Origin of the sequence: Paraburkholderia phenoliruptrix (assembly GCF_902859825.1) — a bacterium.
Taxonomy (GTDB): domain Bacteria; phylum Pseudomonadota; class Gammaproteobacteria; order Burkholderiales; family Burkholderiaceae; genus Paraburkholderia; species Paraburkholderia phenoliruptrix.
Window position 1 is genome coordinate 1 of record NZ_CADIKB010000045.1, and the last position, 17,895, is coordinate 17,895.

Genomic DNA, 17,895 nt, shown 5'->3' on the forward strand with positions numbered 1-17,895 from the left:
TTGCCTTCCAGGACGGCGAGCCGGTGCAAGACGATCAACCGGGTCAGCAGAAACTCGCCGCTTGACGTCGCCCGCTATCAACTGCCCATACACCAGACTTGACCTTATCTCACGGCCTGTCTGAGCGTGGGCAAATGAAATTCCCCGTGACGCCGCCAGAGTCAGAACAGAAAGCGCAATAAAACATCAGCCCATAAAGGGTGGTTTCGAATAGTAGAGCTGAGACCCGGGTCGCTGTAACACCTCTTGGGAGCCACCGCGTCTAACGCGAGTAGGCTCACCTCGTCTCTTATAGTGCCAACTTGTTTGAATAGAAGAGCGCTTGCGCGGGGGATGAGGCATGACCCACTAAGCGCCGGCGAAACAAAATGATGCGACAACAGGGGAAATCACACATTAGTATCCGAGGCGGACAGAGTCCGGGCGCATGCTCGTAAGAAACAATTTCAAGGCCGGCAGTTGGCGCTTCTCCCCGCAACCGCAGTTGCTATGTCCTGTCCGTTCGCGCATTTACAACGCCGTTATAGGATTGCTTTTCCTTCATGCAGACGGATTGAATGTGCGCCAAGCGCTCTTCGCTCGCACTGATGGACCCGTTCCCCCATAAAGGAAGTAATCGACTTGGGAACGCCTGGTCGAACGCAGTCGCTATTGCTGATTTGGTAAATAGCATCATTCGGCCCGTTGCTGCATGAGGCATCTGTGCATAGTGCCTGTCATATTTAACAATGCATTGGAATTTTAGGGAACGGATCCGACTCGCCTCGCAGTGTCGGCGCACGCTTCAGAGAAAAGACCACAGCCATGAGCATTCTCAAAGACTAAACGTTGGGATGAAGCGCAAATGCGACGACAGGTACGCTCTTCGCGGGCATAACGTCAGGTGCTAATGGTGAGCTAACTGGGGTGTTAGTACAAAAACTGGCGGGCGCATGGGCGTTCATAACCACTCGACCGTCGCTCCCGTTCAACTCGCATGTTCTACGGTGTGTGATTTAACACTTGTTATTAGTTCTTTCCTGGTGGCTTATATATCATCCGCGAGTTCTCGCGAATCAATTACAAAGTCTTTCCTCTCGAGTGCAAATTCTGGCCCGGCGCAAAGCGTAAGTTTTACGTGTCGAGCCACGGTAGGAGCGTGCTTGAGGCAAGCAATCTTACGTCCGCGAGGGCACAAAGACCTACCGTTCTCACAGCTGTGCTGACGATTCAAGTACGTCGCGCATGTCGCTGAAGAGCGGTTGATCACCGAATCCCATTTTTCAGGATCGGTGACATTAATAAGAAGCATAACTAACTACTATCAAGGTGAAATGCATGACCAGCAGATTAACCAATGGGGTGACGCAATTGCAGCGGAGCGTCGACCGCAACGGCCATAAGCAACTCATGACCCTCCGAACAAAACTTCCGACTCCGATTGGTCTGGCGATCCTGATCATGGCGGCTCCTGCATACGCGCAATCGTTACCGAATGCAGGTTCCCTCCTGAATCAGCAGCAAATGGCCCCGCAACCACGCGCACCTCAAGCCACAACCCCGGAGGAAGTCATTCCGTCCGAAGCTGCGCCGGGCGCAGCTGAACCAGAAGCCGGCCCCACTGTGACGCTGAAGTCCATCACCTTCAACGGTGACAAGCGTGTGGCAGATGCAGAGGATTTGCAGTCTGCTACTGCCTCGATGGTCGGCAAAAAACTCACCCACGCGGGTTTGCAAAAAATCGCAGATACGATCACCCAATATCTGCGCGGACGAGGCTACGCACTCGCTTACGCCTACCTGGCACCTCAGGACCTGACGGCGGGCAATCTCGTCATCACGATCGTGGAGGGCCGTCTGGAATCCGGCAAGGATCGCGTAACCATCCACGGCAAGACGCGCAGCAGCAATGAGCGGATCGCCGCCATCGCGAACGCAGCCCTGTCGACCGATCGACCGCTGAAGAAGGAAGACCTCGAACGCGCACTTCTGCTCATCAACGACCGTCCGGGCGTGAGCGCCAAAGCAATCCTGCAAAAGGGTGCACAACCGGGCACCAGCAAGCTTCTCATCGAAGCGACACCGACTCCGATCGTCAACGGCCTATTGTCGATCGACAACTATGGCAACCGCAGCACCGGCATTGAGCGCGGCACGGCAACGTTCTTCGTGAATGATCCGCTCGGTATGGGCGATCAGGTCACGCTCGGTCTAAGCAAGACCCAAGGCACGGAAGTCGCCAACCTCGGCTACAGCGTGCCGCTGACGCCCACTGGCCTGACGCTGTTGCTGGGCGGCTCGTATCTGCATTATCGCGTCGTTCAGGAGGCTTACTCGGCACTTGACTTGCGCGGTTCGGCTGTGACGGGTTCGGCCGGTCTGAATTACCCGCTCATTCGTACGCGCACGCAGAACCTCAATGCGACCGTGATGTACGACTACAAGTATCTGAAGGACAGCGCGCTCGACGTGAACCTGAGCAAGCGCAAGCTCGACAACTTGACGTTCTCGCTGTCGGGCAACCGTTACGACGGTCTGCTGCAAGGTGGTGTGACGGAAGGGCGGGTAGCAGTGACGTTAGGTCACGTCGATCTGTCGGGCAACCCGGTCGATCAACTGGCGGACTCGATGACGGCGGGCACGCAAGGGACGTTCACCAAACTCGCTGCGAACTTCAGCCGTCTGCAAACCCTCGACCAGAACTGGAGCGTCTACGGTGGTTGGGCGGGCCAATTGTCGAATACCAACCTCGACAGTTCGGAGAAGTTTCTGCTTGGCGGTCCAACGGGCGTTCGCGGTTATCCGGTTGGTGAAGGTTCGGGCGACGAAGGCTGGTTGGGGACGGTCGAGCTGCGCCGTTTCGTGAACATCGGCGTTCCATCCGTCAAGGTCCAGGCGCTCGGATTCGTGGATGTCGGCCAGATCCGTTTGCATCACACGAACTACGCCGGTTCGCAAATCAACGAAGGCCACACGAACAAGGTGACGTTGACCTCGGCAGGTTTGGGCGTGAACGTGTGGAGCGGTCGCTGGAACGCACACGCGGCTGTTGCGCGGACGATCGGCCGCAATGATGGCGCTTCGCTGTCAGGTAACAACGCCGATGGCCTGAGTACCAGCTGGCGTGCGTGGCTCCAACTCGGCATGGCGTTCTGACCGAACGGCCCTCTCATCAATCTCATAAGGATTCCCAATGAAGAAAGCATCCCTGAATCACGTCTATCGGCTGGTGTGGAATGCCACGATCGGTTCATTCGTCGCCGTCGCCGAGAACACCAACGCTCGCGGCAAACGCAGCACAGGTAGCGCGGCCCTTCTCGCAGTCCTCAGTGTCATTGCCGTCGCAGACGCAGCGTACGCAGCCCCGCCGCTTCCGACTGGCGGTCAAATCGTGGCGGGCCAGGGCTCGATCACGCAAAACGGTTCGTCCATGACTATCACCCAGAATTCCGGAAAGATGGTCACGAACTGGAACGGCTTTGACATTGGCCAAGGGAATTCCGTCACGTTCGCACAACCGAGCAGCGCCGCTGTTTCGCTGAACCGGGTCATCGGCGGTAACGGCGCGAGCCAGATTCTTGGCGCCATGAACGCAAACGGCCAGGTGTGGCTCATCAACCCCGGCGGGGTGGTCATCGGCAAGGGCGCGAGCATCAACGTTGCGGGGCTCGTTGCTTCGAGCGCGAACATCAGCGACAGCGACTTCCTCGCGGGAAAAACGAAGTTCACCGGAGCGATGGGCAACATCGTCAACCAGGGCAAGATCAATAGCCAGGGCGTGGTCGCGCTGATCGGTCAGCAAGTCACGAACCAGGGCTCGATCAACGCGAAGGGCGTTGCGCTTGCAGCCGGGCAAGACGTCAATCTGGACTTCAACGGCGACGGTCTCGTCAGCGTTCAGGTCACGAAGGGCACGCTCGACGCACTCGTGAGCAACGAAGGCCAGATTTCGGCTGACGGCTCCGCAGTGGTGCTGACGGCGCGTGCTGCTGACGCGGCTATTAGCAGCGTGGTCAACAACACGGGCGTGATTGAAGCGCGTTCGCTGCAATCGAAGAACGGTCGCATCGTTCTGGACAACGACCCGGCAAACGGCAAGACGACCGTGGCGGGAACGCTGAACGTCTCGTCGGCTGACGGCGTGGGCGGTAATGTCGTGATTGAAGGCAAGACCATCGCGATCGACAATGCGACGATCAAGGCCGATGGTGCATTGGGGGGCGGTACGATCAAGATCGGTGGCGGTCTTCATGGTGAAGACGCTACTGTTAACAATGCGACGACGGTCACAGCGGGCAAGAACGTTGTTCTGTCGGCGGATGCAACGCAAAAGGGCAATGGCGGTACGGTCGCGGTCTGGTCGGACGGCACCAATGCGTTCTCGGGCGAGATTTTTATCCGTGGCGGCAAGAACGGTGGTAACGGTGGTTTCGCCGAAGTCTCCGGCAAGACGGGTCTGAGCTATACGGGCGTGACGCACGGTCTGTCCACGCTCGGCGCAGCAGGTACGCTGTTGCTTGACCCGGACACGATCCAGATCTGGGGCGGTGAAGCTCCGGCAAGTGCGAGCACCAATCCTTCGGACTGGGGAAAGACGAATACCACCGGTGTTCTGAATATCTACGAGAGCACGCTGGAAGCGCAAGAGGCCAATGTCAGCCTTTACGCCAATACGTTGATTCACTTCAACGACCTGACGAAGGATGCGAACGGCAATACGCTGACGCAAGTTGTGCACGGACCCACGGGCACGGCAGCGGGTTATACCACGGGCGACGGCAAGATCAAGCTTCAGGATGGCGTGAGTTTCCAGGCCGTCACGGGCGCGAACAATAGCTTCATCACATTCGACAACAAGAACAATACCCTTGAAGTGTCTGGGGCTGGTTCCATTTATATGGAGGCCGGGCAGTACCTTGGCAGCGGTAATCCCACTGGTCACATCGGCAACAATACGGGCAACAATCCCGACACCAATCAGGGTGTTTTTAACCTCGTGGCATTGGGCGGGCTTGACGCAAACGGCAAATCCACTTCCACGAGCGCTTATGGCAGCACCAATTGGACCGGCGTGAATGGTGCGACGCCGGGCGCAGGTACGATTACGCTTCTGGGCGCGGACGGTCTCGCCATTTCCGGCGATCTGACGACGTATTGCGGCTACATTTACATCCACGCCGATTCGGACCACGCGGGTGGCGGCAATCTGGTTGTGAGCAGTAAGGTCAAGACCAACGGCGGCGATTTTAACTACGCGTGGGGTTGGAACTCGGGCCAAACCGCGACGTTCACCTACGGTAGTGCCGTCGATCTCGTCTGTGCCGATGGTAGCTGCTCCCGTCAAGCCGGCACGTTCCGGGCTGTTCCGGATGCAGGTGGTCCGGGCGGAACGAAACCCGCTAACAAGACGATTCTCGGCGGTAGTCTAAACGTAGGCGGCAACGTCAATACCTCCGGTTGGGAGATTCACGGCGGCGCTACGATCAAGACGGACAAGGACAGCACCGTCACGCTCGACTCGGGCACGACGCTCGACCCGTCCGTTCTGGACAAGACCGGAGCGAGAACGACCACCACGGGTCTCGTCGGTCTGGAGGGCGGCACGATCGCGATCAGCCACACCGGTGTGACGGGCCTCGCGACGACCGGTCTGCAACTGGCGTCGGCCGACAAGGGCACGAACATCTTTGTCAGCAACGACCAGGGTGTCGTCCTGGGTAACGGCACGGTCAACCGCGACGGTTCGGTTACCGGCAATACCACTTCCAGCACGTTCCTGAGCGCAAGCGACCTCGCTTATCTGCAACAGCAAGGCACGCCTTCGCTCGTGATCGGCAGCACCGATCATCTCGGTACGATCGAAGTCGGTCACATGGACGGCACGTCCGCGCCCTTCACCTTCAACGCAGCCGGCCAGGTTGGCCTGATCGGCGGCACGGCTGTCGTGAATGGTGCGGTCACGAACAACACCGGTTCGGTGCTCATCCAGGCTGCGGATTCCGTTGACCACAACACGGCCAACGTCGGCAGCGATGCAAACGCAGATCAAACTGCAACGAGCACGGGCCGTGGCAACGTTGTGATCACGACGAATGGCACAGTCACGGCCGGGACGAACGCGATCCTCGCAGCAGCAACGGCAGACCACAAGTCCACCGACGTGCAGGAGTCGCAAGGCGGCAACTTCGTGAACGACCGTGGCGCCGATGCGTTGACGGTAGGGGCGGGCGGTCGTTGGCTCGTCTACTCGACCACGCCGGACAAGGATGTCGGGCGCGATCTGGATGTCGATTTCAAGGTCTACGAAGCGACGTATAAGGAATCGGACGGCACGTACAGCAACGTCAACGGCAAGTGGGTCGGCACTGACGTTGCATCGCTCGATGACCGTGGTCAACCGGACCTGAATGGTGTCATCACCGACCCGGTGGGCAATCGTGCGGACCTCGTTCAGATCCTGAATGGCGACCAGGCGGGCAAGAACGGTTACCTGTACTCGCGCTCAGCCGTCCTGACCGGTCAGCTTGTCGGCACCGTCACGAAGACCTATGACGGCACGACCGCCACGCAAACGAACACGACCGTGGTTACGGATGCAAACGGGACGCAAACGGGCAATACGGTCACGCTCGGTAACGTCGCGGTCTCCGGCCTCATCGGCATTGATGGCGACAAGGTCCCGCTCGCAATCCTGAATGACGCGAACCTGGCGAACGCCCAATTCAGCGACAAGAACGCAGGTACGGGCAAGACCGTTACGCTGTCGGGTGTGAAGCTGGGCGTCGCGCAGAACCAGGGTAGCACGAATCCGGACGGCTCGAAGGTCGTGCAGGTCTATGGCTACCGTCTCGCGGAAGACACGCTTTCGGGTGACATTGGCACGATCACGCCGAAGGCCCTCACGAGCGTGACGACCGTGGACGGCAAGGTCTATGACGGCAACACGGCGACCACGGCTCACACGACCGTTACTGGCGTTATTGCCGGCGACAACGTCGGCACGTCCGCAAGCGGCCAGTTTGCAGACAAGAATGCGGGCGTCGGAAAGGATGTGACGGTTACTACGTCCCTGACGGGCAACGACGCAGGCAACTACGTGCTGGCCTCGGGTTCGCAGGATGCAACGCTGCACATGACCGCCGATATCAGCAAACGCGCGATCACGGGCACGGCTACTGCGCAGGACAAGGTGTACGACGGCACAACGCGTGCGGATCTGACGAACGTGTCACTGAACGCAGCCGACATTGTTGCGGGCGATAACCTGTCCATCTCTGGCAATACCGGTTCGTTCTCTGACAAGAATGCCGGTACGGGCAAGTCTGTTGTCGGTTCCGGTCTGTCGCTGGCGGGTGCAGACGCACAGAACTATGATCTGACGACGACGGTCACGGGTGCTTCGATCACGAAGAAGACGATCACGGCAAGCGCTACAGCCGAGAACAAGGTCTACGATGCGACCACCACGGCCACGATCGGTGCAATCGCGCTGAACGGCACCATTAGCGGCGACAACATTGATTCGACTGCGACGGGCGCTACGTTCGAAGACAGGAACGCAGGGACGGGCAAGGCTGTCCACGCAACCGGCCTCGGTCTGACGGGTGCCGACGCCAACAACTACGTTCTCGCAAACGACGTCGTTGCGCACGCCGACATCGATCGGAAGCTCATCACAGCTACCGCGAACGCAAAGGACAAGACCTATGACGGCAACGTCACGGCTGACCTGAGCAACGTGAAGCTGATTGGGGTGATCGGTAAAGATGTGGTTGCCCCGGACGGCACGACCGGCCAGTTCGACACGAAGAACGTCGGCAAGTCCAAATCCGTGAACGGCCAGGGGCTCTCGCTCGTGGGTGACGACTCGGGCAACTACGTTCTGGACACGAAGCACGAAGTCGCTACGGCAGACATTACGCCAAAGTCGGTCACGTTGACCGGTTCTGCGAAAGACAAGCCGTATGATGGCAACACGGTTGCGGCAATGAGCGATCTGGCGCTCCATGGCGTGGTTGCGGGCGATAACGTCTCAATCGTCGGCAATACCGGCAGGTTCGACAACAGCAACATTGGCACTAACAAGCCGGTGAACGGCGAAGGTCTGTCGTTGGCTGGTGCGGATGCAGGCAACTACATCCTCGACACTTCCGCTGTCCTCGCGCAGGCAGACGTTCGCCCGGGCTACAACCCGTCCGCGCTCGTTGCTGACGCCACGGGTATGAACGGTACGGCGCAAGCCACGAAAAACGCAGGCAAGGTCATCAGCGACCAGACAATCGCGAAGACGGAAGTTCCGGCGCTCATCGTTGGTTTGCCGTTGACCGTGGCTCAACGTGGCGATGCCGTGGATGTCGCTGACGGTGCGCTCTCCACATCTGTCCTGCGTATCGACGGTAAGGCGAGCCTGGGCCTGAATGACGCACCTGAAGAACGCGCACAACGTAACACGCTCGTCGTGTTCCGCTCGGATCGTCCTGAAGCGCTGGACAACCGCGGCACGTTCCACGTGGTCGATCGCGGCAACGCCATTGAACTGGAAGGTACGCCGAGCTTGGTCAACAAGACGCCGGACATGAAGGGCAAGGGCAGCGACTGGAAGAATGGCACGGTGGTTCGTGCGGACGGCGCGGTGACGGAATACCGCGTTCGGATGCTCAACGACGGCACGCTGGTCGTCATCGAGCCGAACGGCGTCAACGACAGCGATGAAATCGCTGCGAGCTACGGTCTGGCCATCGCGAAGAAGCAACTCGGTATCGGCGTCAAGGCAGTGAAGGCCGTCGTTATCGAAGCACGCAACGGCAACGGCGCGAATAACGCCTGATGCTGTAACCGCTGAGAACTGGCGGCCCTCGAGCCCGGCGCGAAATCGCCGGGCTTTTTTCGTTTGATTTTTGCTAGAACGAGGACTGGATGCCGGTGAAGCGCCGACATAAGCATTGATCCATCGGCGGTGCGGAACGCTCGTACACTAACGGTTCCGGACGAATGTTCGCTACGCGAGGCCCGTGCATGCCGACGATTGCCCTGATTGTCCTCACTGTCGCGGTCACGCTCTTCGTCGTGCTTCTCATCGCGAATCTGACGAGCGGCGAGAAGAAGATCGAGCACAAGATCGAGCGCCTGTACGCCAGCGACGATCCGCAATTCACACGTTCGATGGGGCTGCTGCTCGGCCCGGCCGTCGTCGGAGGCAATCGCTTTGAAGTGCTCCTGAACGGCGACGAAATCTTTCCGTCGATGCTGGAAGGCATCCGCTCGGCGCAGCGCACGATCACCTTCGAAACCTTCATTTACTGGTCCGGCGCGATCGGCGAGGACATCGCACGCGCACTGTCGGACCAGGCGCGTGCGGGTATTGCCGTGCATGTGTTGCTCGACTGGGTCGGTTCGTCGAAGATGGACAGGCGCTATCTCCAGATGCTGCGCGACGCGGGCGCGGAGGTCATCCAGTATCACAAGCCGCATTGGACCGGTCTCGGCCGCATGAACGACCGCACACATCGCAAGCTGCTGGTGATCGACGGACGCATTGGCTTTACAGGCGGCGTGGGTATTGCCGACGAATGGACCGGGCACGCGCAGGACGAGAAGCACTGGCGCGATACGCACTTTCGCGTCGAAGGCCCGGTTGTCGGACAGATGCAGGCCGTCTTCATGGACAACTGGGTCAAGGCGACAGGAAACGTGCTCCACGGCTCGCACTACTTTCCGGAGATCGACGCTGCCGGAAACGGCCTCGCGCACATGTTCAGCAGCTCGCCTTCGGGCGGCAGCGACGACATGCAGCTGATGTATCTGATGGCCATCACCGCCGCGACGCATTCGATTCACCTGTCGAGCGCGTACTTCGTACCGGACAAGCTGACGATCAATGCGCTCGTCGAAGCCGCGAAGCGCGGCGTGAAGGTTCGCGTCATTACTCCCGGCAAGCGCATCGACGCCCACACGGTGCGCGAGGCGTCGCGTGCATGCTGGGGCGACCTGCTCGCGGCGGGCATCGAAATGCACGAATATCAGCCGACGATGTTCCACTGCAAGCTGCTTGTCGTCGACGAGTATCTGGTGTCGGTCGGCTCGACAAACTTCGACAGCCGCTCGTTCAAACTCAACGACGAAGCGAATCTGAACATCTACGACCGGGATTTCGCACGCCAGCAAGCGGCGATTTTCGATCGCGACGTCGCCCGGGCAAAACGCATTTCGCTCGACGACTGGCGCCGCCGTCCACTCCTCGAAAAGTTGCTGGACCGCGCTGTCGCGCTGCTCGATCCGCAACTTTGACGTTGGAGCGGTATGGAGGAGAAAGTCGCGGGATTTTCTTGCCGCGGGAGCACGGACGACCGCCAATGGAAGACGCGCCACGGCTAACGCGCGATGTGCGCACATGCCCGCCGAATCGGCGTGCGAGTGTGACCACTGTCCTTAAAGCCTGGCCTTCGGGTTTCCACTGATGTGATGTGAGCAGCGCAATCGCGCATCAAATAGGCGGCCGTGCGGCTCCGCCCGGACCGCCAGATGAAAGGGTTTTTGATCGTAAGTATCTGTATTTGAGAGACATTCTCGTCTAAAACGGTGTCCTCCAGACTCAACAAAGTCAAGAGTTGGACGACCTTCGGCGCGTCTGCTCCCCGCTTCTTGAATTTGTCACCACCCGTCCATATAATTAGCACTCACTGCACGAGAGTGCTAACAACTTCGCCGGTTGGCTCGGCCAACCGGGTTTTCCAAGCGTTCTTCAGTCTCAATCAAGAGAGGAGTATGTATGAACCTTCGTCCTTTGCATGATCGCGTGATCGTCAAGCGTCTGGATCAAGAAACCAAGACCGCGTCGGGCATCGTGATCCCCGAAGCCGCAGCAGAAAAGCCGGATCAGGGCGAAATCCTGGCAGTCGGCCCGGGCAAGCGTGACGACAAGGGCGCAGCAATTGCCCTCGACGTGAAGGTCGGCGACCGCGTTCTGTTCGGCAAGTACGCAGGCCAGACCGTCAAGGTCGACGGCAACGAACTGCTCGTCATGCGCGAAGAAGACATCATGGCCGTGGTGAACAAGTAAGCGCAAAGCCGCTACTTGCCAAGGTTATATCCAAAGAATTCAAGGAGTTAGAAGATGGCAGCTAAAGACGTCGTATTCGGTGATTCCGCCCGTGCCAAGATGGTCGAAGGCGTGAACATCCTCGCGAACGCTGTGAAGGTTACGCTGGGCCCGAAGGGCCGCAACGTGGTCCTGGAACGCAGCTTCGGCGGCCCGACGGTCACGAAGGACGGTGTGTCGGTCGCAAAAGAGATCGAACTGAAGGACAAGCTCCAGAACATGGGCGCGCAAATGGTCAAGGAAGTGGCTTCCAAGACCAGCGACAACGCAGGTGACGGCACCACGACCGCTACGGTTCTGGCTCAGTCCATCGTCCGCGAAGGCATGAAGTACGTTGCATCGGGCATGAACCCGATGGACCTGAAGCGCGGTATCGACAAGGCAGTGGCTGCTGCAATCGAAGAACTGCGCAAGATCAGCAAGCCGTGCACGACCAACAAGGAAATCGCACAAGTCGGCGCGATTTCGGCAAACAGCGACACGTCGATCGGCGAGCGCATTGCTGAAGCCATGGACAAGGTCGGCAAGGAAGGCGTCATTACCGTCGAAGACGGCAAGTCGCTGCAAGACGAGCTGGACGTCGTCGAAGGTATGCAATTCGACCGCGGCTACCTGTCGCCGTACTTCATCAACAACCCGGACAAGCAAGTCGCCGTTCTGGAAAACCCGTTCGTGCTGCTGCACGACAAGAAGGTCTCGAACATTCGTGACCTGCTGCCGGTTCTGGAACAAGTCGCGAAGGCTGGCCGTCCGCTGCTGATCATCGCTGAAGACGTCGAAGGTGAAGCACTGGCAACGCTGGTGGTGAACAACATCCGCGGCATCCTGAAGACCGTTGCTGTGAAGGCTCCGGGCTTCGGCGACCGTCGTAAGGCCATGCTGGAAGACATCGCGATCCTGACCGGCGGCCAGGTCATCGCTGAAGAAACCGGCCTGACGCTCGAAAAGGCAACGCTGGCAGAACTGGGCCAGGCGAAGCGCATCGAAGTGGGCAAGGAAAACACGACGATCATCGACGGCGCTGGCGAAGCTGCGAACATCGAAGCTCGCGTGAAGCAAGTGCGCAAGCAGATCGAAGAAGCGACGTCGGACTACGACCGTGAAAAGCTGCAAGAGCGCGTTGCCAAGCTGGCAGGCGGCGTTGCAGTGATCAAGGTCGGTGCTGCGACCGAAGTCGAAATGAAGGAAAAGAAGGCACGTGTCGAAGACGCACTGCACGCAACGCGCGCAGCTGTGGAAGAAGGCATCGTGGCCGGCGGCGGTGTCGCGCTGATCCGTGCACGTACGGCGATCGCCGGCCTGAAGGGCGCTAACGCCGATCAGGACGCAGGTATCAAGATCGTCCTGCGCGCCATGGAAGAGCCGCTGCGCCAGATCGTCACGAACGGCGGCGAAGAAGCCAGCGTCGTGGTGGCGGCAGTGGCTGCTGGCCAGGGCAACTACGGCTACAACGCAGCAACCGGCGAGTACGTCGACCTGGTTGACGCGGGTGTCGTGGACCCGACGAAGGTAACGCGCACGGCGCTGCAAAACGCAGCATCGGTTGCAGGTCTCCTGCTGACCACCGACGCAGCTGTTTGCGAACTGCCGAAGGAAGATGCACCGATGCCCGGCGGCATGCCCGGCGGCATGGGCGGCATGGGCATGGACATGTAAATTCGTGCCCGCTCCCGGGTTGGGTCTCTTCAATGAGGCTCACCCGGGAGTTGATGGAAGAGCGCACCGCGAGGTCCGCAAAGCCAAAGAAAAACCCGCTCAGGCGGGTTTTTCTTTGGCTTTCTGCTTTTGGGACCGCGTTTGCTGGCTAGACCGCAAGCGCGAGGCAATGCTCGCGCAAGTATCGGAAGATGCCGGCCACGCTTTCGCCTGGTGTCAAAGCGGCGGTGTCGATCACGAGTTCCGGATCGACGGGTGCTTCATAGGGCGCCGAGATGCCGGTGAACACGGGGATTTCGCCGGCCAGCGCCTTCGCATAGAGCCCTTTCGGGTCACGGCGCGCGCAGGTCGCGACGGATGCCGACAGGTACGTCTCGATGAAATTGCCGGCGCCGATGATGTCGCGCGCCATGGCCCGATCGGCGCGCATCGGCGAAATGAGGGCGGTGATGACGATGAGGCCGGCGTCATTCATCAACTGCGCGACGTGCGCCACGCGGCGGATGTTTTCGTGGCGGTCGTTCGGGTCGAAGCCGAGGTCGCTGGCGAGGCCGTGGCGAACATTGTCGCCGTCGAGCACGTAGCACGCGTGGCCTTGCGCGACGAGTTGCCGTTCCAGTTCGAACGCGATGGTCGACTTGCCCGCTCCCGAGAGGCCGGTGAGCCAGATCGTGACCGGCTTCTGGCGGAGAATCCGCATTCTGTCCGCGAGTTTGATGGTGCCGTGGAAGCCTTGTACGGGGCCGCAGGATTGCTCCATTCTCATATTCCTGAAAGCTTAGACGCAGTGCCAACCTTGGCGCCATACACCGGCGTTGTGCAGCCGTTCCGCCGAATCGGCGAGGGCGACGTGAAATCCGTCGGCCGCGCCAGGCGGTAAAGCGATGGAAAAGCCGGCGTAGGCGCTCGGATAGCCAGCTTGGGCGACGTCGGGCCTATGCTCGCCGCTCGAGCCGCGAGCAATGACTTCGTGGCCGATCCGCACTTCGAGCGATACCGTCTGTTCGGGACGACTGAGGTTTACCGCCCAGCCAGAGACAATGCCGTCGCGCACCGAGTCGACAAATCCGTCGTACATGTCCGCAATCGTTTGCGTTTCGCTGCCTGCGAGCCCCAGATATTCGTCGATCGGTGCGAGGTCAAAGCGGCCGATGACGCCATGCACCTTCGCGAGAAACGCCTCGTCGAAGCCGAACACCACCGACTTGTGCAGATACGGATTCTCAAGCCGATTGATCTCCGCCTGGATTACCTTGACCAGTTCAAGCGCTTTTGCAAACACGCTGCCGGACCTGTGCGTATCGCTTTCAATTACGCGCTTCGCATGCTCCAAAATCGCGTAATCGAGGCCATTGTCCTCGACGAATTTCTGTTTCGCGCCTTCGCTCAACTGGCCAATTTCTTTCGGCGAACCATTCGTAATGTTCGTCTCAAAGTAAAACGGTAATTTCAATCCGGTCTTCGCACAGAGCCGGAGTAAAAATTCGCTCATGTTTTCGCAAATGCCCACCGCGCTGAAGTGATGCCGCAAGTTGGCTTTCGCAATATCCAGACTTGGCACGTCAGGCACCGAATGGCCGCTCAGCATTTGCACAAAGACGTTTTTGCCGCCGAGTGATTCGCTCACCCACTCTTCAAGGGAGAGGGCGCCACGCCGCACGAGCGCCTCCGTCGCCGACACGCTGGCGCCGCGCGCGACCTCGCCGTTTTTGCCATTCAGCGCATAGCGGTAATGCGATATTTGCCGCGCGAGAGGATCGCGCAGGATGGTGCAATAGGCGAGTGGGGTCTTGAGATTTCTATGAATGCCATACGGCTGGTGACCGCCGCCAATGCCTGTTTCGAGTAGCTTGGCGCGGCACCTGTCCCAACCTTCCCTGTCCCATTCGAAGACGACGAATCGGTCTTTACCTCTATTCAGGTCGAAGAACGAGATCACCGTTGATCCCCCGCTCTTGGGCGGGTGGACGAAAAACGTGGGCGCGGGCATATAACGGTATGACGAATTACGATTTGTAAGTGTAACCCGCGCGTTTGCGCTTCGTTGTAACGTTTAATTACACCGATAAGGTTTGCTTACGGTCCCCGGGAGGCGCGACTGACGCCGAAAAAGAGGTCAGTGCCGGGCTTCCCCAGGCGCTGCATCCTTCCCGCTCGCCGGCGGCGTCTCCTCATCACTGCTGCGGGCCCAGAAAAACCGGTCCGGCATATACGCGCCCATACCCGGCCGGAATGCGCTCTGCACGGCCTGATACAGATATTCCTGAGCCTCGCGGACCGCCTCCGCCGGCTCCTGCCCGTTGGCCAGGAGTGCAGCGATCGCCGAGCCGAGTGTGTCGGTCAAGCCCATGATGCGGTTGTTGCCGCGGTCCCACATGTCCTGACGCAACTGGCCGTCTTCGCTGAAAAGCGTATTGACGAGCCGGTGCGTGCCGGTTTCCGTCGAAAGGATGTATTCGCAGCCGTGCGACAGCAAATGCGAGATCGCCGCGTCGAGGCTCGGCGCTTCGGCGTCGCCGTCGGGTTGCGCAAGCGCGAGCAGGGTGGCGGAATCGGCGACGAGCAGCGTAGTTTGCGGCGCGAGCAGATCCGCGATGGCCTCGCGCAGCTCGTCGGCGGCGAGCACATGTTCGTCGTCGAGCGTGAAGTCGGGGGCGAGAATCAGCGGAATGTCGTCGTAATCCGCGACCACTTCGGCGATCGCGCTTACCACTTCGGCGCGCGTACAGGCGCCGACCTTGAACGCCGCAATCGGCATGTCCTCGAGCAGCATGCGCGCCTGGGTGGCCACCACTTCGGGATCGAGTCCGTTGACTTCGTCGCAGGTTGCCGAGTCGCGCACGGTGTAGCCGGTGAGCACGGAGGCGCCGTGACAACCCATGCTGGCAAGGGTCATCAGGTCGGCTTGCAGGCCGGAGCCACCGGTCGGGTCGGAAAGGCCGAAGGTGAGGACGATCGGAGGCGTGTCGCTGGGCATGAAGTTTTACAAAGGAGCAGTGTTTTCGGCGCACTCGGTGCGCAATTGGCTCAATTATGCGTCCTAAACCGACGCGAGGGCGTTTTTTCGCATCGGGGCGGCTTCGCGCGATACCGCGCGGCCCGGCTCTGGCGCGCCTGTGACCCGGCGCCGCACGCTGCGCCGTTTGCCCCATCTTGCATAGCGGAAGACCCTCCGAGACTTGGACTGGGCATTTGCCATTGCTAGGCATTGGGGCGGCAACACGGTACCATCATGGCTCCCGTTTCCACGGACTTCACGACGCGACACAAGAATGGAATATCAAAGCTGGATGTGCCTGATTTGCGGCTGGATTTACGACGAAGAAGCCGGTTTGCCGGACGAAGGCATTGCGCCGGGCACGCGCTGGGAAGACGTTCCCATCAACTGGACCTGCCCTGAGTGCGGCGCGCGCAAGGAAGACTTCGAGATGGTCCAGATCTGAGGTCCGATGGCGGCCGGCGGCGCGCGGCCGAGGTGTGACACGCGCCGCAGCGAGAACGCCGGAACGCCGGATCGTTGGAACGTCGCCGAACTTGCAGTGTCGCAACGGTAAGCCGACGTTGTATATCTTTTGCGGCGCCCTTGGTCGTTCAGCATTCGGTAGCGCGCCACGCGTCATCCATCGTTTTTTGCGTATTTGTCATTGTTCAGTCGCCGGTTCGCGCGTTAGGCGCTCAGTCTGAGCGCGGCGCCAGGCGGCGGCCCGCCGACTTTCCGTCGCCAACTCATGACTCTTCGATCCGCAGCCCCCGTTTCCTTCGACGCCTTGCCCAATCCGCGCGGCGGCGCTGTTCGTCCAGCGGAGCTGGCGCTGGCCGAGGCGCTGCTGGCCTTCGAGCAGCACACCGGCTTGACCACCGCGCTGGTGCGCGTTTCGCACTCGCTGCGCAGCGCCGGCTGGCTGAGCGCCACCCGTTTCGCCGATGTGCTGGTGCGTCTCTCGCCGCTTGCCGCAGGTGATCCGGCCGAGGCCGAAAGCGTGAGGCCGAACTTCGGCGCCGCGTTGCGCGATTTCCGGGCGGCGCTGGAGCGTCACAATCTGCGCGAACTGGCCTGCTCGCCAACGCTCTTCGACCATTACCGCGCCTTGAGCGCCGATCTGGGCGAGCACACGGCGGTGTCCCCCGTGGCTTTCGAAGATCTGGCACTGACCGCGCGGCCCGTGCCGCCAGTGTCCTTTCATGCGCAGCCGGCCGAGCAACTGGCCCATCTGCGGGCGCGCTATGAACGCGCGCTGCTGCCGGTGCTGCGCTCGCAGCCGGACACGGGCAGTGTGGCGGCGCGCGCGGCCACCGAAGCCGCTCTGGACGAACTCGACGCGGTCTTCAGCGAGCTGACCGGCCCCGATCCCTACGATTTCTGGCGCCTCGCCAAGGCCTGCGCCCGCGCTTTGCGCGTGAGCGGACGCGCAGCCGGCGAGCCGGACGCCCGCCGTTTCTACGCGCGCTGCAATCTCGCGCTCGCGGACCATGCGCGCGGCATCGAGCGCGCGCAGCGCTCGCTCGTGCGCGCCACGCTCGCGCTGCTGTGGCGCGACTACGCGCTCTTCGGCGCCGCCGCCGAAGATGCGGACCAGGTCGAGGTGCTGCACGACTACGGCTTGACGGTCGACTGGCACGTCGCGGGCACCCAGGCATCGGAAATGCTTTGGGAAGCGGGCGCGGTTGAGGCGCAATCGTTCAGCGCCCGCACGTCGCTGACGCGCGAACTCGGCGTGTTGAGCGTCAATGCACATGCGTATGAAGATTTTTTGCAGACGGCCGACGCCGCGATCTCCGCGCTCGCCGATCATGCGCGTGCCGCGGACCAGCCGGAAAAGGCCGATCCGAGCGAAGCGCTGCAGGCCGGCGACGCCGCCTACCGGCTCGGGTCCGCCGCCTGCGCGCTGGGCCTCGGCCACGTCGCGCTGCTGGCCGACGCGCTCGGGCTCGCGTGGCGCCGTCGGGCGCATGCGGCTGTGTCGACACCTGCGGTGCGCGCGCATGTGATCGTCGACGCCCCTGCGGCGAGTGCGCTGGAGAACGCCGCGGAGGCCTTGCGCGCGACGCTGCACAAGGTGGCGGCGGGTGTGGCGCCGCCGGTGAGCGGCGCCGCGCTGGCCGCGCTCACGCGGGCGATCGAGCAGGGCGGCGCTTAGCGCGTGCTTGGCAGCGCACCGGCC

The 17,895-nt window shown here is 60.8% G+C and carries 10 protein-coding genes; 7 read left to right on the top strand and 3 right to left on the bottom strand.

Translation table 11 applies throughout. The features are described 5' to 3' along the window. Positions 1–1,341: 1,341 nt before the first annotated feature. From HV711_RS28350 to groL, 5 genes are all read left to right on the top strand, one after another. Positions 1,342–3,135: a ShlB/FhaC/HecB family hemolysin secretion/activation protein gene (locus HV711_RS28350; RefSeq protein ID WP_244142752.1), complete on the top strand. Its 1,794-nt coding sequence runs from the start codon at positions 1,342–1,344 to the stop codon at positions 3,133–3,135. 37 nt (positions 3,136–3,172) lie between these two features. Then, positions 3,173–8,806 carry a YDG domain-containing protein gene (locus HV711_RS28355; protein ID WP_035479209.1) on the top strand — a complete coding sequence of 1,878 codons (5,634 nt, stop codon included), beginning with the start codon at positions 3,173–3,175 and terminating at the stop codon, positions 8,804–8,806. Positions 8,807–8,994: 188 nt separating this feature from the next. Further along, positions 8,995–10,266 carry a cardiolipin synthase gene (gene cls / locus HV711_RS28360; protein ID WP_035479212.1) on the top strand — a complete coding sequence of 424 codons (1,272 nt, stop codon included), beginning with the start codon at positions 8,995–8,997 and terminating at the stop codon, positions 10,264–10,266. A gap of 481 nt (positions 10,267–10,747) precedes the next feature. Then, on the top strand, positions 10,748–11,038 hold the full coding sequence (gene groES / locus HV711_RS28365) for a co-chaperone GroES (RefSeq protein WP_013587356.1): 291 nt from the start codon (positions 10,748–10,750) through the stop codon (positions 11,036–11,038). Positions 11,039–11,092: 54 nt separating this feature from the next. After that, positions 11,093–12,733: a chaperonin GroEL gene (gene groL / locus HV711_RS28370; RefSeq protein ID WP_013587357.1), complete on the top strand. Its 1,641-nt coding sequence runs from the start codon at positions 11,093–11,095 to the stop codon at positions 12,731–12,733. A 148-nt stretch (positions 12,734–12,881) separates the two neighbouring features. Here groL and cysC read toward each other — a convergent pair whose 3' ends face one another. The 3 genes from cysC to HV711_RS28385 all read right to left on the bottom strand — a co-directional run bounded on the left by cysC (position 12,882) and on the right by HV711_RS28385 (position 15,710). Further along, the gene (gene cysC, locus HV711_RS28375; RefSeq protein WP_028362546.1) at positions 12,882–13,493 is read right to left on the bottom strand and encodes an adenylyl-sulfate kinase; all 612 of its coding nucleotides are present in this window, start codon (positions 13,491–13,493) and stop codon (positions 12,882–12,884) included. Positions 13,494–13,511: 18 nt separating this feature from the next. Continuing rightward, positions 13,512–14,723 carry a sulfotransferase family 2 domain-containing protein gene (locus tag HV711_RS28380; protein WP_035479215.1) on the bottom strand — a complete coding sequence of 404 codons (1,212 nt, stop codon included), beginning with the start codon at positions 14,721–14,723 and terminating at the stop codon, positions 13,512–13,514. 126 nt (positions 14,724–14,849) lie between these two features. Further along, positions 14,850–15,710, bottom strand: coding sequence for a hydroxymethylpyrimidine/phosphomethylpyrimidine kinase (locus tag HV711_RS28385; protein WP_028362548.1), 861 nt, complete (start codon positions 15,708–15,710; stop codon positions 14,850–14,852). A gap of 295 nt (positions 15,711–16,005) precedes the next feature. On the opposite strand from HV711_RS28385, the gene HV711_RS28390 reads away from it, so the two are divergent. Continuing rightward, the gene (locus HV711_RS28390) at positions 16,006–16,176 is read left to right on the top strand and encodes a rubredoxin (protein ID WP_006047743.1); all 171 of its coding nucleotides are present in this window, start codon (positions 16,006–16,008) and stop codon (positions 16,174–16,176) included. 285 nt (positions 16,177–16,461) lie between these two features. Continuing rightward, positions 16,462–17,871: a FimL-related protein gene (locus HV711_RS28395; protein WP_035479217.1), complete on the top strand. Its 1,410-nt coding sequence runs from the start codon at positions 16,462–16,464 to the stop codon at positions 17,869–17,871. The last annotated feature ends 24 nt before the right edge of the window (positions 17,872–17,895 follow it).